Here is an 18,708-nt window from a genome sequence, read left to right as displayed (position 1 = left end):
GGCGCCGGTCGGAACCGGGCTGACGGGAACGGGGCCGGTCGGAACCGGGCTGACGGGAACGGGGCCGGTCGGACCTGGGCCGACCGGTACAGGACCGACTGGAACCGGGCCGACCGGTACAGGACCGATCGGGAGCAGGGGCGAGGCGCCGGCCGCGACCGGGATCGCGCACCGGGTGCCGGATCTCGGCGCGCTGGAACTCTTGCTGGCCGTGGCGCGCCTTGGGAGTCTGGGGCGCGCAGCACGCGAACTGGGGATCACCCAGCCGGCGGCCAGCAGCCGTATCCGCTCCATGGAGCGCCAGCTCGGGGTGGCGCTCGTCGACCGCTCACCGCGCGGATCCCGGCTCACCGACGCGGGGGCGCTCGTCACGGACTGGGCGCGGCGGGTGGTGGAGGCGGCCGAGGCGTTCGACGCGGGGGCGCAGGCGCTGCGGGACCGTCGGGACTCGCGGCTCCGGGTGGCGGCGAGCATGACGATCGCCGAGTATCTGCTCCCGGGCTGGCTCATCGCACTGCGCACGCAGCGGCCCGACACGGCGGTGTCGCTGCTCGCCGGGAACTCCGCCGCCGTCGCGGAGCGACTTCTCGCCGGCGAGGCGGATCTCGGCTTCGTCGAGGGCCTCTCGGTCCCTACGGGCCTGGACTCGACGACCATCGCCCACGACCGGCTGGTCGTCGTGACGGCGCCTGGGCACCCGTGGGCGCGTCGCCGCTCGCCCCTGTCCGCCGCGGAGCTCGCGGCCACGCCGCTCATCCTTCGCGAGGAGGGGTCGGGCACGCGGCAAGTCCTCGACACGGCGCTCGGCGGGCTCGCCCGTCCGCTCATCGAGCTCTCCTCGACGACGGCGGTCAAGGCGTCCGCGGTCAGCGGTGCCGGGCCCGCCGTCCTCAGCGAGCTGGCCCTCGGTGAGGAACTCTCGGCCCACCGTCTGGTGACCATCCCGCTGGCCGACGTCCAACTCAACCGCGCCCTCCGGGCGGTCTGGCCGACGGGGCATCGCCCCACCGGCCCGGCCCGCGACCTGCTGTCACTGACGCGCGGGGTGTAGCGACGGGGGTGGGTTTTTTCGCCCCCTCCGCCCCAGACCCCGTTCGCGCAGTTCCCCGCGCCCCTTTTCAGGGGCGCGGGGAACTGCGCGGTCTTTTGCCGGGGGTCTGGGGGCGCAGCCCCCAGGTACGGGACGGGTAGGGGCGGAGGGGGCGAAAAACCTCCAGCCCAGCACCCCCGCCGGGTGGCTCAGGAGGCCGCGCGGACCAGCGCCCGCATGACCCGCAGATCCTCGCCCATCTCCGGGTGCCACTGCACCCCCAACACCCAGGCGGAGCCGGGAAGTTCGATCGCCTCCACGGTCCCGTCCGCCGCGTGCGCCGACGCGAGCAGCCCCTCGCCGAGGCGATCCACCGCCTGGTGGTGGTACGTGGGCACGGCGCACGCCTCCGGCGCGACCCCGGCGTAGAGACTGCCCGGCACGGGCGACACCTCGTGATGCCCGAAGACCCCGACGTCCTTCACATGCCCGTCGATGTGCTGAACGAGCGTGCCGCCCAGGGCGACGTTCAGGAGCTGCATACCCCGGCAGATGCCGAGGAGCGGCGTCCCGGAGGCCAACGCGGCCTGGATCAGGGCGAGTTCCCAAGCGTCGCGCTCTGTCGCGGGCGCCCCCGTACGCGGAGAGCGCTCGGCGTCGTAGCGAGCGGGGTCGACGTCCGGGCCGCCCGCGACGACCACCCCGTCGAAGCGGCCGACGGTCGCGGCCGCCCGTGCCGGATCGTCCGGCGGCAGCATCGCGGCGAGCCCGCCCGCCCGCTGCACGAGCCTCGGGTAGCCGGCCGGAAGCAGCGCCGCCTCCAGTTCCCACACGCCCCAGCGCGTCCCGGACTCCAGATACGTACTCACGCCGATCAGCGGCCTGCCCACGCTGCCCACGCTGCTCTCCCTCGGATCGACCGGGCCCAATGGCACGCACTCATACCTTTGCGGTGCGGGCGCGGAAAGAGCAAGCCCCCGCGCGGCATGTCCGGCTCACGTCAGGAACCCCCGCAGCAGAGCCGCCGTCCCCGCGCAGTGCTCCCGCATCATCTCCCGCGCCCCGTCCGCGTCCCCGTCGAGCACCGCCTCGACCAGCGCGGTGTGCTGGCGCTGGGAATGCTCCAGGTTCCGTACCAAAAGAGGGATGCAGTCGAGGAGGTCGTTGACGGAGGCGCGGACGGCCGCGTACTGGGCCGTCAGCGACGGGGAGCCGCACAGTTCCGCGAGGGTGAGGTGGAGCATCGTGTCCAGCCGCCGGTAATCGGCCAGCGGCGCGTCGTGCGTGCGGGCGAGCGCCTCGCGCAGGCGGTCGGCCTGGTCGTCGTCCAGCCCGTGTGTGGCGCACAGCCCTGCCGCGCCCACCTCCAGCACCTCGCGGAAGCGCAGCACGTCCTCGATGTCGACCTCGGCGATCCGGCGCCGCAGCTCGTGCTCGCCGGGTGCGTCGCTCCTCGGCAGCACGAACGTCCCGCCGTACCGGCCGCGCCGGGACTCGACCAGGCCCTGGTCCTGGAGCACCTTCAGCACCTCGCGCAGCGTCACCCGGCTGATCCCCAGCCGGTCCGCCAACTCCCGCTCGGCGGGCAGCCGTTCGCCGCCGGGCACCAGGCCGAGCCGGACGACCTGGAGGATCTGCTCCAGCGCCTCCTCGAAACCGTTGCCCGCCCGCACCGGCCGCAGCACCGGCGTCAGCCGGTCGTCCACCCCGCCGTCGGGTTCCGTCTGCGTCATCCGGTCGTGCCCCCTTCCCAAGCAATGGTTCTCGGCAATACCTTATGGCTCTCGGCTGACCCAAGGAGGCTTTTCCGGTGGCAGACCGCACACCCCCGCTCGCCGTCGAGGAGCTGCACGCCCTCGTCGCGGGCGGTGAGATCGACACCGTCGTCCTGGCCTTCCCCGATATGCAGGGGCGGCTCCAGGGCAAGCGGTTCGCCGCGCGCTTCTTCCTCGACGAGGTCCTGGAGCACGGCACGGAGGGCTGCAACTACCTCCTGGCCGTCGACACCGAGATGAACACGGTCGACGGGTACGACATGTCCTCCTGGGACCGGGGCTACGGCGACTTTGCCATGCACCCCGATCTCAGCACCCTACGGCGCGTCCCCTGGAACGAGGGCACCGCCCTGCTCATCGCCGACCTCGCCTGGAACGACGGCTCCCCGGTCGTGGCCGCGCCCCGCCAGATCCTGCGCCGCCAGCTCGACCGCCTCGCCGCACTCGGCTACACCGCCCAGGTCGGCACCGAGCTCGAATTCATCGTCTTCAAGGACACCTACGAGCAGGCCTGGGACGCGCATTACAGGGGTCTGACGCCCGCCAATCAGTACAACATCGACTACTCGGTCCTCGGCACCGGACGTATCGAGCCGCTCCTGCGCCGCATCCGCAACGAAATGGAGGCCGCCGGGCTGACCGTCGAGTCCGCCAAGGGCGAGTGCAACCCCGGCCAGCACGAGATCGCCTTCAAGTACGACGAGGCCCTGGTCACCTGTGACCAGCACGCCATCTACAAGACCGGCGCCAAGGAGATCGCCTCCCAGGAGGGCGTCTCGCTCACCTTCATGGCGAAGTACAACGAGCGCGAGGGCAACTCCTGTCACATCCACCTCTCGCTCGCGGACGCGGACGGCAGGAACGTCATGGCGGGCTCCTCCCAGGACCCGGGTGGCATGTCGGAGGTCATGCGCCACTTCCTCGCCGGGCAGCTCGCGGCGCTCCGCGACTTCTCGCTCCTCTACGCGCCCAACATCAACTCGTACAAGCGCTTCCAGCCCGGCTCCTTCGCGCCGACCGCGGTCGCCTGGGGGTACGACAACCGCACCTGCTCCCTCCGTGTCGTCGGCCACGGCCGCTCGATGCGCTTCGAGAACCGGCTCCCCGGCGGCGACGTCAACCCGCACCTGGCCGTCGCCGGACTCGTCGCGGCCGGCCTGTACGGCATCGAGCAGAAGCTGGAGCTGCCGGAGCCGTGCGCGGGCAACGCGTACACCTCCGAGTACGAGCACGTGCCCACCACCCTGCGCGAGGCCGCCGAGCTCTGGGAGAACAGCCCCATCGCCAAGGCCGCCTTCGGCGACGAGGTGGTCGCGCACTACCGCAACATGGCGCGCGTCGAGCTCGAAGCGTTCGACGCCGCGGTGACCGACTGGGAGCTGCGCCGCTCCTTCGAACGCATGTGAGGCCCTTCTTGTCCGAGCAGTCCGAGCAGTACGCCGCACCGTACGAGCTCCAGGTACTCAATCCCGCGACCGAAGAGGTCATCGCCACCGTCCCGGGCGCCACCCCGCAGGACGTCGACGCCGCCGTCGTACGGGCTGCGAAGGCGCAGGCCAGGTGGGCCGCCCTCGCGCCGGGCGAGCGCGCCCGGCTGCTGCGCCGCTTCGCCGTCGTCGTGGACGAACACCTCGAAGAGCTGGCCCGGCTGGAGGTCCGCGAGGCGGGCCACACCCTCGGCAACGCCCGCTGGGAGGCGGGTAACGTCCGCGATCTGCTCGACTACGCCGCCGGGGGAGTGGAGCGGTTGACCGGCCGGCAGATCCCGGTGCCGGGAGGTCTCGACGTCACGATCCTCGAACCGCTCGGCGTCGTGGGGATCATCGCGCCCTGGAACTTCCCGATGCCCATCGCGGCGTGGGGCACGGCACCGGCACTCGCGGCCGGCAACGCGGTGATCCTCAAGCCCGCCGAGACGACACCCCTGACGGCGCTGCGCCTGGCCGAACTCGCCCTGGAGGCCGGCCTTCCCGAGCACCTTTTCCAGGTGCTGCCGGGCGCGGGACCCCTCGCCGGCAACGCCCTCGTCGAGCACCCGGGAGTGGCCAAGATCGTCTTCACCGGGTCCACGACCGTGGGCAAACAGGTGTTGGCGAAGGGTTCGGCCCTCCTCAAGCGCGTCACCCTCGAACTCGGCGGCAAGAGCCCCAACATCGTCTTCGCCGACGCCGACATCGAGGCCGCCGCGGCCGCCACCCCCATGTCCTTCCTCGACAACTCCGGCCAGGACTGCTGCGCCCGCACCCGCATCCTCGTCCAGCGCTCCGCCTACGACCGCTTCCTCGAACTCCTCGCCCCGGCCGTCGAGTCCGTCCTCGTCGGCGACCCGGCCGACGAGCAGACACAGATGGGTCCGCTGATCTCCCGGGCGCAGCTGGAGCGCGTACGGTCGTACGTCGCCGACGACGCGCCCGGCATCCGGGGCAAGGCCCCCGAGGGCCCCGGCTTCTGGTTCGCGCCCACCGTCCTCACCGGCGTCGAGCCGCACGCGCGCGTGGCCGTCGAGGAGGTCTTCGGCCCGGTCGCCGTGGTCCTGCCCTTCGAGGACGAGGCGGACGCGATCCGGCTCGCCAACGACACGTCGTACGGCCTCTCCGGCTCCATCTGGACCCGTGACGTCGGCCGGGCACTGCGGGTGTCGGGTGCCGTCCGTGCCGGGAACCTGTCCGTCAACTCCCACTCCAGCGTCCGCTACTGGACCCCCTTCGGCGGCTTCAAGCAGTCGGGGATCGGCCGCGAGCTCGGCCCGGACGCCCTCACCGCCTTCACCGAAACCAAGAACGTCTTCATCAGCACGGAGGCCTGAGCCACTCATGACCGAAGAAAGCATCTGCCGCCGCCTCGTCGGCCGCACCGCCGTCATCACCGGCGCCGGCAGTGGCATCGGCCTCGCCACCGCGCGCCGGCTCGCCTCCGAGGGCGCCCACGTCGTCTGCGGCGACGTCGACGAGCAGCGCGGCAAGGCGGCCGCCGAGGAGGTCGGCGGGACCTTCGTGAAGGTCGACGTCACCGACCCCGAGCAGGTCGAGGCGCTCTTCAAGACGGCGTACGACACCTACGGCTCCGTCGACATCGCCTTCAACAACGCGGGCATCTCGCCGCCAGACGACGACTCCATCCTGGAGACGGGCCTGGAGGCCTGGAAGCGCGTCCAGGAGGTCAACCTCACCTCCGTCTACTTGTGCTGCAAGGCCGCGATCCCCTACATGCAACGCCAGGGCAAGGGCTCCATCATCAACACGGCGTCGTTCGTGGCCCGGATGGGCGCGGCGACCTCGCAGATCTCGTACACGGCCTCCAAGGGCGGTGTGCTGGCCATGTCCCGTGAACTGGGCGTGCAGTTCGCCAGGGAGGGCATCCGGGTCAACGCCCTGTGCCCCGGGCCGGTCAACACTCCGCTTCTGCAGGAGCTGTTCGCCAAGGACCCGGAGCGGGCCGCGCGGCGGCTCGTGCACATCCCCGTCGGCCGGTTCGCCGAGGCGAACGAGATCGCCGCGGCGGTCGCCTTCCTCGCCAGCGACGACTCCTCCTTCGTGAACGCCACCGACTTCCTGGTGGACGGCGGAATCTCGGGCGCGTACGTCACGCCTCTGTAGGTCACCCGGGTATACGGTCCGCATTTCATGCGATACCGACACGTTTTCGCGTGGACCCTGGCCGCGGCCGCCGCCCTGGCGGCCGCGCCACCCGCGGCTCCGGCCGAGCGCACCAACTGTCCCCGACTGTCGGGGAGTTGGTACGGCGACAACCGTGCCCGCCTTCAGCGGGTGATCGACGAGCGGGGCACCTGCGCCGGACACCTCGGTGGTCACCCGGTCGCCGCTCTCGACTGGGACAACACGGTCACCAAGAACGACGTCACCGACGCCACCCTCGGCTGGGCCCTGCGGCACGACAAGATCCTGCGCCCGGCGAACTGGAAGGCCACCAGCAAGTGGCTCACCGACGCGGCGGAAGCCGCCCTCACCGCCGCCTGCGGCACCGACGTACCGGTGGGCGCCCCCCTGCCGACCGCCACGAACACCCGCTGCACGGACGAGATCCTCGAGATCCGCGCGGAGGGGAACACGATGAGCGGCACCGCGGCCTTCTCCGGTGACTGGAACCACCGGCGCACCGTTCCGCAGTACGCCTGGGTGCCCCAGCTGTTCGCCGGACACACGATCGCCGAGCTGACCTCGTACGCACGCCGGGCCCGCGCGGAGGCCCTCGCGGCGCCGGTCGGCTCCACCCGGACCCTCGGTACCCACACCGTCCCGGCGTACGTCCGCTACTACGACCAGCAGCGCGATCTGATCCGTACGCTCCAACGGGCCGGATTCGACGTCTACATCGTCTCGGCGGGCTCCGAACCCGTCACCGAGGTCTGGTCGCGCGGCGTCGGCATCGACGCACGGCACACCGTCGCGATCCGATCCGTCCTCGACCGGCACGGGCGCATCACCACCTGGAACCAGGGCTGCGGCGGCGTACCGGTGAGCCGGGGCGAGGTCATCCCGTACATCGACGGGAAACGCTGCTGGATCAACCAGGAGATCTACGGTGTGCCCGGCGCCGCGGCGTGGCAGCGGCAGGACCGGCGCCATCGCCCCGCGATCGCGGGCGGCGACGCCGACACCGACGTCACCTTCGTGGGCGACGCGACCGGCGCGCACCTCGTCCTCAACCGCAACAAGAACGAACTCATGTGCCGGGCCTACGACGACGCCGACGGCCGCTGGGTGATCAACCCGATGTTCATCGACCCGCTGCCGCACAGGCCGGATCCCTACCCGTGCTCGACGAGCGCCTACAGCGCGCCCGATGGCAGCAAGGGTCCGTTGCGCAGGGAGGACGGCTCGGTCGTGCCCGACCAACAGGACACCGTCCACTGAGCGGCATGTAAGGAGCACCTGAGCCACATGTACTGAGCACCGTGTACTGACCTTCGGGGCTCGTCCTAGAGTGCCGGGATGAGCATGACGCCACCGCCCGGCTGGTACCGCGACCCCTCGTACCCCCTCATCGAGCGTTGGTGGGACGGGACCGCCTGGACCGACCACCGGCGCCAGCCCGAAGTGCCCCAACCGCCCTTGACGCAACCGGAGTCGCCCGCAACGGGCGGTTCCGGTCGTGCCAAGGCCGTCGCGCTCACGTTGGCCGCGGTCGTCCTCGTCGCCTCGATCGCCACGGGCGCCGTCCTCCTCGGCCGCGACGGCGGCAGCGGCGACGCGGCGGCGCAGACCACACCGACCGGCGCGTCCCCGACCCCGACCCCGTCGCAGACCGGCAGCCCGTCGCCCTCGGCGTCCACGTCCGCCCCCTCGGCGGACGACCCGTCCGTCGTCGTGGACGAGCTCAACGGCATCACCCTGCCCCTGCTCGACGGTTGGGCCAGACCGCAGTACGTCGCCGAGGACGACGTCGTGATGACGACTCCGGGCACGTACGACTGCCCGGGCGACCCCGGCCTCTGCCGCCACGGCCGGGTCGTCTCCCGCACGGTCACGGCGAACGACGAGAAGTCCCCGCGGATCCTCGCCGAGCAGGACATCGAGGACGCCGCGAACAGCGCGTACGACCGCGACCTCGTCGACAGCCGCCCCTACAGGGGCATCAAGTCCCACCAGTTGGTGAAGGCGGGTTCGGTCGCCGTGGCCGGGCGCGCCGGGTACTTCGTGCGCTGGAAGGTCAGGACCGGGGTGGGGCCCGGCGGTTACGTCGAGTCGCTGGCCTTCCCGTCCAGTGTGGGTTCGCAGTCGCTGGTCATCGTCCGCTTCGCCTTCGACGCGGGCGCCGACGGGCCCCCGCTGTCCGACATGGACAAGATCACCAAGGGGATCCGGCCGCTGGGCGATGCGGACACTGGAGGGGGAGTGGGCAGCAGCATCGGCCCGTCGAAGTGAGGCCGCCGGGCAGGCCTTGGAGGCCCGACAAACTTCAGAGGAACGTGTGCCCTTGGCCGCGATAGGTCGGGACGGCGGCCGTCACGGCATCTCCCTCCACCAGATGGAGGGTGTCGAACCGTTCGCACAGCTCGCCGGCCTTGGCGTGCCGGAACCACACCTTGTCGCCGATGAGCAGATCGTCCGCGGGGGAGCCGAGCAGCGGTGTCTGTACCTCCCCGGGGCCCTCCTGGGGGTCGTACTTCAGCCCCTCGGGGAGGTAGGGGACGGGCAGCCGGTCACGGCCGGCAGCGCCCGAGGCCGGGTAGCCGCCGCCGAGGACCGTGACGACCCCGACGCCCGGCCGGCGGACGACGGGCTGGGCGAACAGCGCGGCCGGACGCCCGGTGAACGAGGTGTAGTTGTCGAAGAGCCGCGGCACGTAGAGCCCCGAGCCCGCCGCGATCTCGGTGACCGCGTCCTCGGCGGCGGTGTGCTGGACGCTGCCCGTGCCGCCGCCGTTGACGAACTCGAGGTCAGGCTCCACGGCCCGTACCGCGCGGACGACCTCGGCGCGCCGCTGGGCGAGCTCCTTGCGGGCGGTGGCCTGCATCAGCCGGACGGCACGCGAGCGCAGGGGCTGCCCCTCGACCGAGTCGCCGACGCCCGCGATATGACCCTCGTACGCCATGATCCCGACGAGCTTGAACCCCGGCCGGCGGGTGACCGCGCGGGCCATATCGGCGACCTGGGCGGGGGAGTGCAGCGGCGAGCGCAGGGCCCCGACCCGGACCCGGCCGCCGAGCAGCTTGAGGGAGGTGTCCAACTCCAGGCAGACGCGCACGACTTCGGTGCCGCCCTGCCGGGACTCGTCGATGAGACGGAGCTGGGCCGGGTCGTCGACCATGACGGTCACGGCGCCGGCGAGCTTGGGGTCACTGGTCAGCTCGGCGAACGCCTTGCGGTCCGCCGACGGATAGGCGAGCAGCACGTCGTCGAAGCCGGACCTGGCCAGCCACAGCGACTCGGCGAGGGTGAAGGACATGATGCCCGCGAAGCCGTCCCGGTCCAGGACGCGTTCGAGCAGGGCGCGGCAGCGCAGGGACTTGCTGGCGACGCGGACCGGCTTGCCGGCGGCCCGGCGGACGAGATCGTCCGCGTTCGCGTCGAAGGCCTCCAGGTCCACGATCGCGACGGGGGCGTCGAGGTGAGCGGTGGCCCGGTCGTAGCGGGCCCTGTCTGCGGCGCGGGCAGTCATGAGCGAAGCCTGCCAGACTCGAATACCGCAGGGTAGGGGGACGTTCCGGGCAGATGCCCCGGGGCCCCGGACTGGTTCCCGCCGGGCCGGGGTCAACCCGTAGAGTGACGCGCACGCAGGGAGGAACGACCTTGCCCCGGCGGGCCCTGCCCGGGGTGACGGTCCACCGGTACGGGTATGCGTGCCCGTGGCGGGGTTCCCTTCCGCACATGTGAAACGGCCCCGCCGAGCTCCGAGGCGGTCCGCTGGCCCGGGTACGAGGAAACGGGGGGTCCATGAGCACGGAAGCGCGCCGCGCCTCCCTTCCCCCACGCCCGACGCCGCCGCCCGCCTCGACGCCTCCGCCGGACAACGCGACTCCGTCGAACGACGCGACTCCGTCGAACGACGCGACTCCGTCGAACGACGCGACTCCGTCGGGCACGTCGACTCCGTCGGGCACCACGCCTTCGCCAGGCGCCACGACTCCGCCGGGCACGTCGGTCTCGTCGGGCACGTCGACTCCGGCCGATCAGGCGACGCCACCGGGTCCGACGACCCCGTCCGGTCTGTCGACTCCGCTGGGCGCGGCGGCTTCGTCGCGCACGTCGGTTTCGTCGGGCACGTCGGCTTTGTCCCAGGCGACGAGTCCGTCCGATACCTCCTCTCCATCCGACCCGTCGGCTTCGCCCGGCCGGTCGGGCACGCCCGACCCGTCGGCTTGGTCCGCCCCGTCGGGCCCGCCCCACCCCGGCCGGCCTCCGTTGCCGGAACAGCCGTCGCCGCTCGGCGAGGCCGCCTCGCGGGCTGAGGCCGTACGGCGCGAGGCGGCGGCTTCGGGGGAAAGCCCGTCGCGCGCCGAGGCCGCATCGAGGGCGGAGACCCTGACGCCGCCCCGTCCCACGACCCCGCCGCCGGGCTACGTCCCGCCGCGCCCCACGTGGGATCCGATGTCGGGCGGCATCGTGTCGCTACCTCCCAGTCCCGTGGCTTCGCCTTCGAGCGAGACCTCGTTGCCCCGACAGAACGATCTGCCGTCGGATGACAGCCCGTTGTCTTCGTCCCGTCGAACGGCCTCGCAGCCCGACGGTTCCGAGTCGCTGCCACCCCGTCCGACGGCTTCGCCTTCCGGCGAGGCTTCGTCGTCCCGCGCTCGGGATCTGGTGTCCGGTGACGTCCCGGCGATTCCGCAGCGCCCCGCGACGTCGCCGTCGAGCAACGCTGCGACGTCCTCCTCCCAGCCTGCGGCCGCGTGGACCGGCGATGCCTCGTCGTCCCGGCCGGTGGACGCTTCGGTGTCCTCGCCGGGGCGAGTGGTCTCGCGGTCGAACGGTGTCCCGTCGCTTCCGCCCCGCCCGGTGGAGCCGCCTTCGGTGGGGGAGGACTTCGGTTCGCCCTCGACGCAGGCCGACAGTCCTGGGTCGGCCGGTGCCGGCGCGGTGTCCCGTGCCGGGCGCATCCCCTCGCCGTCGAGGTCCTTCGACTTCTTCGACTCCTCGGCCGATACGTCGGACACATCCGATACGTCAATGTCGGCGGCGGAGGCCATGCGTGCCCCGCGGTCCGCCGGCCCGGAGGCCCGGCGGTTCCCCGAGCTGCGCCCCGAGCGGCCGTCGAGTCCGGTGCCCCCACCCCCGCCCGCGGCCTCCGCGCGGTTCCCGGACGCGCCCCCGGCGCCCGCCGAGCGGCGTGCCACCGTGCCCCAGGAGAGGCCCACGGAGACGACCCGGCGGCTGCGCCCGATCCGGGCCGAGGAACCGGCCGAATCCGCTGTCGCCCCGGCCGCGGTCCCCACACCCCCGTCAGAAACCCCGAGCGTGGAGCGCCCCTTCGTGTCGTTCGCGCAGCCGGAGACGTACGACGACGACACCGCACGGCTGCGCCCGCTCGGCGGCCGTACCCGGCCCCGTACCGTGGCCGCCGCGGCCTGTGTCGTGCTCGGGCTCGGCCTCATCGGCGGTGCGGTGACCGGGAGTTGGCTGACCGGGGACAGCACGGACGGGCCAGGCTCGCGGAGCGCCTTCGCGTCGGCCGGAGAGCTCTGGCACAGCGTGCCCGTGGACCGGCTCTTCCCGCCCACCGTGCAGGGCGTGGGCGCGGGCCCCGGCGGCGCCGACCGCACCTGGACCCGTATCGCCGTCGCCCCCGACAGCGGTTGCAAGGACGCCTTCGACCCGCTCCTGCGCAAGGCCCTGGCCCCGGTCGGCTGCCTGCGCCTGCTGCGCGCCACGTACACGGACGCGACCCGCAGCCATGTCACCACCGTCGGCCTGCTGTTCACCAAGGCGGACGCGGCGGCCATGACCTCGCTGAAGGCACGCTTCCAGAAAGAGGGCCTGGACCGGCGCACCGACCTGATGCCCCGCCCGTACGCCGCCAAGGGCACGGACGCGGAGGACTTCGGCGACGCCCAGCGCGCCTCCTGGACGGTGTCGGTCCTCACCGACGCCCCTGTCGTCGTCTACGCCGTCTCCGGCTTCGCCGACGGCCGTATCGTCACCGCCCCGCAGCCCGCCGCCGACGCCATGAAGCCCGGCGCGACCACCGCCCCGGCCCAGGCGGGCCTCGGCCACGAGGCGCAGGGGCTCGCCGACCGTGTGGAGCGAGGCCTCCGCAAGACCGTCACCTCGGCCACGGAGAAGCCGTCATGATCCGTAAGGCCGGACTGACCCGCAGGGCCGGGTTCCTCGGCGTCCTGCTGGCCGCCTCCCTCGCCCTGGTGCCGCCGACCGCCGCCCACGCCGACGGCATACGCGCCCAGCAGTGGGCCCTCGACGCGATGCACACCCAGGAGGCCTGGCGCACGACGAAGGGCAAGGGCATCACGGTCGCGGTGCTCGACACCGGCGTCGACGCCCAGCACCCCGACCTCGCGGGCAACGTCCTCACCGGCAAGGACATGGTCGGCTTCGGCGCGAGCCGCGGCGACCGGGCCTGGGCCCGGCACGGCACCGCCATGGCGGGCATCATCGCGGGGCACGGCCACGGCGCGGGCGACGCCGACGGCGTCATGGGCATCGCCCCCAAGGCCAAGATCCTCCCCGTCCGCGTCATCCTCGAAGACGGCGATTCCGCCCGTACGAAGGCCCGCAACACCCGCGGCAACGCCCTCGCCGAAGGCATCCGCTGGGCCAGCGACCACGGCGCCGACGTCATCAACCTCTCCCTCGGCGACGACTCCAAGTCCGCCCACCCTGAACCCGCCGAGGACGAGGCCGTCCAGTACGCGCTGAAGAAGGGCGTGGTCGTCGTCGCCTCGGCCGGCAACGGCGGCGAGAAGGGCGACCACGTCTCGTACCCGGCCGCCTACCCGGGCGTGATCACCGCGACAGCCGTGGACCGGTACGGCACCCGCGCCTCGTTCTCCACCCGCCGCTGGTACGCCACCGTCAGCGCCCCCGGCGTCGACGTCGTCATCGCCGACCCGGACGACCGGTACTACGAGGGCTGGGGCACCAGCGCGGCCTCCGCGTTCGTCTCCGGCGCGGTCGCGCTCATCAAGGCGGCCCACCCGGGCCTGTCCCCGGCACAGATAAAGCAGCTCCTGGAGGACACGGCCCGCAACGCCCCCGCCGGCGGCCACGACGACTCGCGCGGCTTCGGCTTCATCGACCCCGCCGCCGCGATCAAGGCGGCCGGCCACCTCAAGCCGGAAGGGCTCCACTCGGCGGCGTACGGCGAGAAGTACTTCGGTTCGGGCCCCGACACCCCCGCCGACGACGAGAACTCCTCCGGCTGGGCGGGCCCTCTCGCAGGTGGCCTCGGCGCGGTCCTGCTGGCGACGGCGGTGCTGCTGTGGCGCGGCCGCAGGGGCCCACGCCGGTACGGCTTGTAGCAACGGCTTCGAGAGGGACACATACGTCGGAGACGTACACGACGGAGACGTACACCCAGCTGTCGGCGGCGTACGGCCTGGTCGTCGGCGGCCTACGGCCTAGTCGTCGACCGTGTCCTGAAAGGCGGAGACCGCCGCCTGCGCCGCCTCCTCCACCAGCGAAATCCCCTTCGCCTTCGTCGAGTTGCCGTTCGACAGAGCCGCCACCAGATAGTCGTGCCCGTCGACACTGACCCGCCCGATGCTGTTGATGTCCCACAGCTCGGTCGTGCTGCGCGCCAACCACCCGTTCTTCAGGGCCCACTTGGATCCATCGGCAGCGGCCGACACCCCCCAGTGCTGATCGGCGGCGATGTCACCCATGAGCCCCTGAAGGTACGTCCGCGAGCTCTCGCTGAGTTCCGAGTCGTCCCCGAACACCTGCTGCAGCAAAGTCAGTTGATCGGCCGCGGTGGTCTGCGTCAGACCCCACAGCATGCCGTCCCCGCCCTCCGTACCGGTCAGCCCGAAGCGCTTGTTGGCGGAGGCGAGGCCGTCCGCCTGGCCGATCGTGCGCCACAGGGCGGACGCCGACGTGTTGTCGCTGTTCTCGATCATCGAGGTGGCGTACGTCTTCTCGTGGGCCGTCAGATGCCGGTCCGCGTCCTGGGCCTGGAGCAGCAGCGTGGCCAGGATGTCGACCTTGACGATGCTCGCGGTGTCGAAGGTGCCGTCGCCGTACGCGGCGCTCTCACCGGAGTCGAGGTCGAGGACCGCGACCGACACCTCCGCGCCGACCTCCACGGTCACGGACTTCATCGCCTTGGTGAGCAGCGCGCCCCGGTCCACCGTGGGCTCCGCCACAGGTTCCACCGAGGCCTCCTCGCTGACGGTCGGCGATGCCGAGGTCGACGATACGAGGCCAGGGCCGTCGTGCGCCTGCGCCTTCACATACACGGTTCCGGCAGCCGTACCGCCCACGAGGACGGCGGAGGCCACCAAGGTGTAGAGGATTGGCTTGCGTCGGGAGGGTCGGGCGCGGCGCCCGCGGGCTCTGTGACGGTCCATCCCGCGATGCTGGGTGCCGGGCCTGTGCCCGCGGTTAGACGAATGTTAGATGTGTGTCAGGGAAGGCTGAGAAACCGATGAGTCCGGTCAACGCGGGGTTTCAGGGGCCGCACAAGCGCAGCAGCATCCCCCCGATAGGGTCGGGGACCGTGGCGAACAAGAACATTCCCGACTCCGGCTTCTCCGACGACGACGGCTCCGCCGATCCCCGGCTGAGCGCGGCGCTCGCGGCCTGGGCCGAGGACCGCACCGCCGTGCGACCGGTCCTGGAGGCGCTGAAGGGCGCCCGGCTGCTGGTGCCCGTCGTGGCCGTACTCGGCGAGGTCGAGGAGGACGAGAACGGCCTCCGCCACGAGAAGACCAGTGACATGGCGGTGCCGACCCTGAAGGCCGGTAACCGCACGGCACTGCCCGCCTTCACGTCCACCGAGTCGCTGGCCCGCTGGGACCCCGAGGCCCGCCCCGTCGCCGTACCCCTGCATCAGGCCCTGCAGGCGGCGGCGCACGAGAAGGCCGACACGATCGTGCTGGACATGGCGGGACCCGTGGCCTACGAGCTGACCGGCCCGGCCCTGCTCGCGCTCGCCGAGGGGCGCACGTCCGCCGACCCGCTGGCCGACCCGGCCGTCGTCGAAGCGATACGGGCCGCGGTCGCCGCCGAGCCCCTGGTGCTCCGTGCCCATCTCGGCCCCGGGCAGGCCGACGGCACCCTCGCCCTCGTACTGGACCCGTCCGCCGCCCCGGCCGACACCGCCCGCGCGGTCGCCGAACGGCTCGCGGCCGACGAAACGCTGAGGGCCCGCCTGGTGCGCGGCCTCGACCTGGCACTCCTGCCGGCCGGGGCGACGCCGCCGGGCGAGCCCTTGTACGTACGCTCCTGAACGTCTAGCCGTAGATCGGGCCCGTGTACTTCTCGCCCGGGCCCTGGCCGGGCTCGTCCGGGACGATCGACGCCTCGCGGAACGCCAGCTGCAGCGACTTCAGGCCGTCGCGCAGCGGTGCCGCGTGGAAGGAGCTGATCTCGGTCGCGCTCGCGTCGAGCAGCCCGGCGAGCGCGGCCACCAGCTTGCGCGCCTCGTCGAGGTCCTTGTGCTCGTCGCCCTCCTCGGTCAGACCGAGCTTAACCGCGGCGGCGCTCATCAGGTTGACGGCGACCGTCACGATCACCTCGACCGCGGGGACCTCGGCGATGTCGCGGGTCATGGCGTCGTAGTCGGGCGTCTGGGGAGGGGTGTCACTCATGCCTCACACGATAGGCCCCGGCGCGCCCGCCCCCGTGCGGGGGAGTGCCGGTGCACTGTCCGGTGCACACCGGTTCGCGCCTCCCCCGGGGAGCTGCTAACCTTGTGTAACGACCGGCTGGATGCGCCCAGACATATGTCAGCGTGTCCGGCCCACAAGTGGAGGCTCCGATCTCCCACCTGACCGTCCTCCGGGACGGCGGGTCACCCCGGTCAGGCGGCCACCACCGTTCCGTACGGACGGTGGAGTCGCCCGAAAGTGCGCCCCGCGGTCCACCGCGGCGGTGCTCCGGTAGTCCTTGGAGCCCCGCCTGTGTACCGTCCCGGGGCATTTTTCATGCCCCGCGGTGGTTGGTCCACATGTCATCAGAGACATACGCGGCTGTCCGCCAGACCGCCGTGTGGTGCTACCGAGGAGGATCCATCAGCGCCGAGCCCCGCATCAACGACCGGATTCGCGTTCCCGAGGTGCGACTTGTCGGTCCCAGCGGCGAGCAGGTCGGAATTGTTCCGCTTGCCAAGGCCCTGGAGCTTGCGCAGGAGTACGACCTCGACCTGGTCGAGGTGGCCGCGAACGCGCGCCCGCCGGTCTGCAAGCTCATGGACTACGGGAAGTTCAAGTACGAGTCGGCCATGAAGGCCCGTGAGGCGCGCAAGAACCAGGCGCACACGGTCATCAAGGAAATGAAGCTCCGGCCGAAGATCGACCCGCACGACTATGACACCAAGAAGGGTCACGTCGTCCGGTTCCTCAAGCAGGGCGACAAGGTCAAGATCACGATCATGTTCCGTGGTCGCGAGCAGTCCCGGCCGGAACTCGGCTACCGACTGCTGCAGCGTCTCGCGTCGGACGTCGAGGACCTCGGTTTCGTCGAGTCGAACCCGAAGCAGGACGGCCGAAACATGATCATGGTTCTCGGTCCGCACAAGAAGAAGACCGAGGCGATGGCCGAGGCCCGTGAGGCCCAGGCGGCTCGCAAGGCGGAAGCGAAGGCCAACCCGGGCCGCTCGCAGAACGCCGCCGAGGCGGCTGACGCCGAGACGACCGACGCCGAGACCGCCGAGGCCCCGGCCGAGGCTTCCGCCGAGGCCTGATCCCAGGGTGAAGGCCCCGGGGAGTCACGGACGAGAGTCCGTGGAGTCCTGGGACACCCGTCCAGGGATGACAACCGATACACACATGACGTTCCACCGTGCCCGGTTTAACGACCGGGCATCGGAACGCCACTGACGAGGAGAGAACGGCGCTATGCCGAAGAACAAGTCGCACAGCGGTGCCAGCAAGCGCTTCAAGATCACCGGCTCCGGCAAGGTGCTCCGTGAGCGCGCCGGCAAGCGCCACCTGCTCGAGCACAAGTCGTCCCGTTTGACGCGGCGCCTCACCGGCAACGCCGAGATGGCCCCGGGCGACGCCAAGAAGATCAAGAAGCTTCTCGGCAAGTGACGTGAGCGGCGCTCGCACCGAGCGCCGTACGTCTGGACCGGGACCCAATCGATTCCGGGCCGTGTGAGTCCAACCACGGCCCCGCTACAAGGAGTTAACAAGTGGCACGCGTCAAGCGGGCAGTCAACGCCCACAAGAAGCGCCGGGCGATCCTCGAAGCAGCTTCCGGCTACCGCGGTCAGCGTTCGCGTCTGTACCGCAAGGCCAAGGAGCAGGTCACCCACTCGCTGGTCTACAACTACAACGACCGCAAGAAGCGCAAGGGTGACTTCCGTCAGCTGTGGATCCAGCGCATCAACGCCGCTGCCCGCGCCAACGGCATCACGTACAACCGCTTCATCCAGGGTCTGAAGGCCGCGAACATCGAGGTCGACCGCAAGATCCTCGCGGAGCTGGCTGTCAACGACGCGGGCGCGTTCGCCGCGCTCGTCGAGGTCGCGCAGAAGGCGCTGCCGTCGGACGTCAACGCGCCGAAGGCCGCGTGACGCCGGCGCTGGCTTGAGCCGGACGTAGCTGTGGACCCGCTTGCCTTGCGGCTTGCGGGTCCATGTGCGTTTTCGCTGCGCCGTGCGGTCACCGTCCGGCTCTGCGACGCCGTCGGCTCGGGCCCCGCTTGCCGTGCACGCCTGGACCGCCGGCCGTGCGGTGCGCACGGGGCGGCGGCGGCCGATTCGGCCATGCGGGCCGTCCGTGGCTGGGCCGTGGACCGTACGCTGCGCGTCGTTCCGCCTGGTGCGACACCGCCGTACTCCGCTGCCGCGGCGGGAGGAGACGGCGCTTGCCGCGGCGATCGGGGCTCACCCGCGAGAACCACGGTCGCTGCGGCCGCATTCGCTCGCTTCGGCGAGCGGGAGCCCTCGGCCGCTGTCGCGGGACGAGATCCCCGCCGCTGCGGCGGGAGGCCCTCGTGCCGCGCGGTCAAAGGCCCTCGCGCACGAGACTTTGCTCCTCACTGCCGCGGCAGAGATCTCATCCGCTGTGTCGGCATTCGCATGGAGCAGCGGGCAGGAGACCTCGTTCGCTACGCGGGCACTTGCCTGTGGCTGCAAGCAGGAGACCTCGTCGGCTGCGTCGGCTTTGCTTGTGGCTGCGGGCAGGAGACCTTGTTCGCTGCGGGGACGGGATCTCGGTCGCGTGGTCGTAGGGCCTTGGGTGCGAGGCTTTCGTTCGCTGCCGTGGTGATCTCGTCGGCTGCGTGGGCTTTGCTTGTGGCTGCGGGCGGGAGACCTTGTTCG

Annotated in this window: 19 protein-coding genes; 12 read left to right on the top strand and 7 right to left on the bottom strand. The window is 71.7% G+C overall.

Annotation, left to right across the window (positions count from 1 at the left end; genetic code table 11):
- The first annotated feature begins 127 nt into the window (after positions 1–127).
- A complete protein-coding gene (locus AB5J53_RS10480; RefSeq protein WP_369252149.1) occupies positions 128–1,051 on the top strand; it encodes a LysR family transcriptional regulator in 924 nt (307 codons plus the stop codon).
- 188 nt (positions 1,052–1,239) lie between these two features.
- Here the strand turns inward: AB5J53_RS10480 and AB5J53_RS10475 are convergent, their stop codons facing one another.
- Together AB5J53_RS10475 and AB5J53_RS10470 are read right to left on the bottom strand one after the other, a co-directional pair.
- Positions 1,240–1,929, bottom strand: a complete 690-nt coding sequence (locus tag AB5J53_RS10475; RefSeq protein ID WP_369245349.1) for a gamma-glutamyl-gamma-aminobutyrate hydrolase family protein — start codon at positions 1,927–1,929, stop codon at positions 1,240–1,242.
- Positions 1,930–2,025: 96 nt separating this feature from the next.
- A complete protein-coding gene (locus AB5J53_RS10470) occupies positions 2,026–2,763 on the bottom strand; it encodes a FadR/GntR family transcriptional regulator (protein WP_369245348.1) in 738 nt (245 codons plus the stop codon).
- Positions 2,764–2,840: 77 nt separating this feature from the next.
- Here AB5J53_RS10470 and AB5J53_RS10465 point away from each other — a divergent pair, with 77 nt between their 5' ends.
- The 5 genes from AB5J53_RS10465 to AB5J53_RS10445 all read left to right on the top strand — a co-directional run bounded on the left by AB5J53_RS10465 (position 2,841) and on the right by AB5J53_RS10445 (position 8,690).
- Positions 2,841–4,211: a glutamine synthetase family protein gene (locus AB5J53_RS10465; protein ID WP_369245347.1), complete on the top strand. Its 1,371-nt coding sequence runs from the start codon at positions 2,841–2,843 to the stop codon at positions 4,209–4,211.
- An 8-nt stretch (positions 4,212–4,219) separates the two neighbouring features.
- A complete protein-coding gene (locus tag AB5J53_RS10460; protein ID WP_369245346.1) occupies positions 4,220–5,611 on the top strand; it encodes an aldehyde dehydrogenase in 1,392 nt (463 codons plus the stop codon).
- Positions 5,612–5,618: 7 nt separating this feature from the next.
- Complete coding sequence (locus AB5J53_RS10455) at positions 5,619–6,401, top strand: 3-oxoacyl-ACP reductase (RefSeq protein WP_369245345.1); 783 nt, start codon at positions 5,619–5,621, stop codon at positions 6,399–6,401.
- 27 nt (positions 6,402–6,428) lie between these two features.
- Positions 6,429–7,679 carry a haloacid dehalogenase-like hydrolase gene (locus AB5J53_RS10450; RefSeq protein ID WP_369245344.1) on the top strand — a complete coding sequence of 417 codons (1,251 nt, stop codon included), beginning with the start codon at positions 6,429–6,431 and terminating at the stop codon, positions 7,677–7,679.
- Positions 7,680–7,757: 78 nt separating this feature from the next.
- On the top strand, positions 7,758–8,690 hold the full coding sequence (locus AB5J53_RS10445) for a DUF2510 domain-containing protein (protein ID WP_369245343.1): 933 nt from the start codon (positions 7,758–7,760) through the stop codon (positions 8,688–8,690).
- Positions 8,691–8,724: 34 nt separating this feature from the next.
- On the opposite strand, the gene AB5J53_RS10440 is transcribed toward AB5J53_RS10445, so the two are convergent.
- From AB5J53_RS10440 to AB5J53_RS10430, 3 genes are all read right to left on the bottom strand, one after another.
- Positions 8,725–9,927 carry an amino acid deaminase/aldolase gene (locus AB5J53_RS10440; protein ID WP_369245342.1) on the bottom strand — a complete coding sequence of 401 codons (1,203 nt, stop codon included), beginning with the start codon at positions 9,925–9,927 and terminating at the stop codon, positions 8,725–8,727.
- Positions 9,928–10,438: 511 nt separating this feature from the next.
- Complete coding sequence (locus tag AB5J53_RS10435; protein ID WP_369245341.1) at positions 10,439–10,810, bottom strand: hypothetical protein; 372 nt, start codon at positions 10,808–10,810, stop codon at positions 10,439–10,441.
- A 15-nt stretch (positions 10,811–10,825) separates the two neighbouring features.
- A complete protein-coding gene (locus tag AB5J53_RS10430; protein ID WP_369245340.1) occupies positions 10,826–11,455 on the bottom strand; it encodes a hypothetical protein in 630 nt (209 codons plus the stop codon).
- On the opposite strand from AB5J53_RS10430, the gene AB5J53_RS10425 reads away from it, so the two are divergent.
- Together AB5J53_RS10425 and mycP are read left to right on the top strand one after the other, a co-directional pair.
- Positions 11,454–12,557, top strand: a complete 1,104-nt coding sequence (locus tag AB5J53_RS10425) for a hypothetical protein (protein ID WP_369245339.1) — start codon at positions 11,454–11,456, stop codon at positions 12,555–12,557. The two genes, AB5J53_RS10430 and AB5J53_RS10425, sit on opposite strands and share 2 nt — an antisense overlap.
- Positions 12,554–13,741 carry a type VII secretion-associated serine protease mycosin gene (gene mycP / locus AB5J53_RS10420; RefSeq protein ID WP_369245338.1) on the top strand — a complete coding sequence of 396 codons (1,188 nt, stop codon included), beginning with the start codon at positions 12,554–12,556 and terminating at the stop codon, positions 13,739–13,741. The genes AB5J53_RS10425 and mycP overlap by 4 nt, the downstream gene beginning before the upstream one ends.
- A 99-nt stretch (positions 13,742–13,840) precedes the next feature.
- Here the strand turns inward: mycP and AB5J53_RS10415 are convergent, their stop codons facing one another.
- Entirely contained in the window at positions 13,841–14,788 is a 948-nt protein-coding gene (locus AB5J53_RS10415) for a serine hydrolase (RefSeq protein WP_369245337.1), read from the bottom strand.
- Between the two features lie 149 nt (positions 14,789–14,937).
- Here AB5J53_RS10415 and AB5J53_RS10410 point away from each other — a divergent pair, with 149 nt between their 5' ends.
- Positions 14,938–15,669, top strand: a complete 732-nt coding sequence (locus AB5J53_RS10410) for an SseB family protein (RefSeq protein ID WP_369245336.1) — start codon at positions 14,938–14,940, stop codon at positions 15,667–15,669.
- Positions 15,670–15,673: 4 nt separating this feature from the next.
- On the opposite strand, the gene AB5J53_RS10405 is transcribed toward AB5J53_RS10410, so the two are convergent.
- A complete protein-coding gene (locus AB5J53_RS10405) occupies positions 15,674–16,030 on the bottom strand; it encodes a DUF1844 domain-containing protein (protein WP_369245335.1) in 357 nt (118 codons plus the stop codon).
- A 359-nt stretch (positions 16,031–16,389) separates the two neighbouring features.
- On the opposite strand from AB5J53_RS10405, the gene infC reads away from it, so the two are divergent.
- From infC to rplT, 3 genes are all read left to right on the top strand, one after another.
- On the top strand, positions 16,390–17,124 hold the full coding sequence (gene infC, locus AB5J53_RS10400) for a translation initiation factor IF-3 (RefSeq protein ID WP_369245334.1): 735 nt from the start codon (positions 16,390–16,392) through the stop codon (positions 17,122–17,124).
- Positions 17,125–17,278: 154 nt separating this feature from the next.
- Entirely contained in the window at positions 17,279–17,473 is a 195-nt protein-coding gene (rpmI, locus tag AB5J53_RS10395) for a 50S ribosomal protein L35 (protein WP_003947156.1), read from the top strand.
- A 101-nt stretch (positions 17,474–17,574) separates the two neighbouring features.
- Positions 17,575–17,958 (top strand): 50S ribosomal protein L20, encoded by a 384-nt coding sequence (gene rplT / locus AB5J53_RS10390; protein ID WP_054236131.1) that lies wholly within the window; start codon positions 17,575–17,577, stop codon positions 17,956–17,958.
- Positions 17,959–18,708 lie beyond the last annotated feature (750 nt).

It is taken from the genome of Streptomyces sp. R41, from assembly GCF_041053055.1.
Taxonomy (GTDB): domain Bacteria; phylum Actinomycetota; class Actinomycetes; order Streptomycetales; family Streptomycetaceae; genus Streptomyces.
Note: the sequence above shows the minus strand (reverse complement) of the source record. Positions and strands in the feature narration are given on the sequence as shown.

Excerpts from the sequence above, each read along its gene's own strand:
- rpmI (WP_003947156.1), top strand. The coding sequence starts at position 17,279 with ATGCCGAAGAACAAGTCGCACAGCGGTGCCAGCAAGCGCTTCAAGATC.
- AB5J53_RS10455 (WP_369245345.1), top strand. The coding sequence starts at position 5,619 with ATGACCGAAGAAAGCATCTGCCGCCGCCTCGTCGGCCGCACCGCCGTC.
- AB5J53_RS10450 (WP_369245344.1), top strand. The coding sequence starts at position 6,429 with ATGCGATACCGACACGTTTTCGCGTGGACCCTGGCCGCGGCCGCCGCC.
- infC (WP_369245334.1), top strand. The coding sequence starts at position 16,390 with ATGTCATCAGAGACATACGCGGCTGTCCGCCAGACCGCCGTGTGGTGC.
- AB5J53_RS10445 (WP_369245343.1), top strand. The coding sequence starts at position 7,758 with ATGAGCATGACGCCACCGCCCGGCTGGTACCGCGACCCCTCGTACCCC.
- AB5J53_RS10415 (WP_369245337.1), bottom strand. The coding sequence starts at position 14,788 with ATGGACCGTCACAGAGCCCGCGGGCGCCGCGCCCGACCCTCCCGACGC.
- AB5J53_RS10425 (WP_369245339.1), top strand. The coding sequence starts at position 11,454 with ATGCGTGCCCCGCGGTCCGCCGGCCCGGAGGCCCGGCGGTTCCCCGAG.
- AB5J53_RS10470 (WP_369245348.1), bottom strand. The coding sequence starts at position 2,763 with ATGACGCAGACGGAACCCGACGGCGGGGTGGACGACCGGCTGACGCCG.
- AB5J53_RS10405 (WP_369245335.1), bottom strand. The coding sequence starts at position 16,030 with ATGAGTGACACCCCTCCCCAGACGCCCGACTACGACGCCATGACCCGC.
- mycP (WP_369245338.1), top strand. The coding sequence starts at position 12,554 with ATGATCCGTAAGGCCGGACTGACCCGCAGGGCCGGGTTCCTCGGCGTC.
- AB5J53_RS10430 (WP_369245340.1), bottom strand. The coding sequence starts at position 11,455 with ATGGCCTCCGCCGCCGACATTGACGTATCGGATGTGTCCGACGTATCG.
- AB5J53_RS10440 (WP_369245342.1), bottom strand. The coding sequence starts at position 9,927 with ATGACTGCCCGCGCCGCAGACAGGGCCCGCTACGACCGGGCCACCGCT.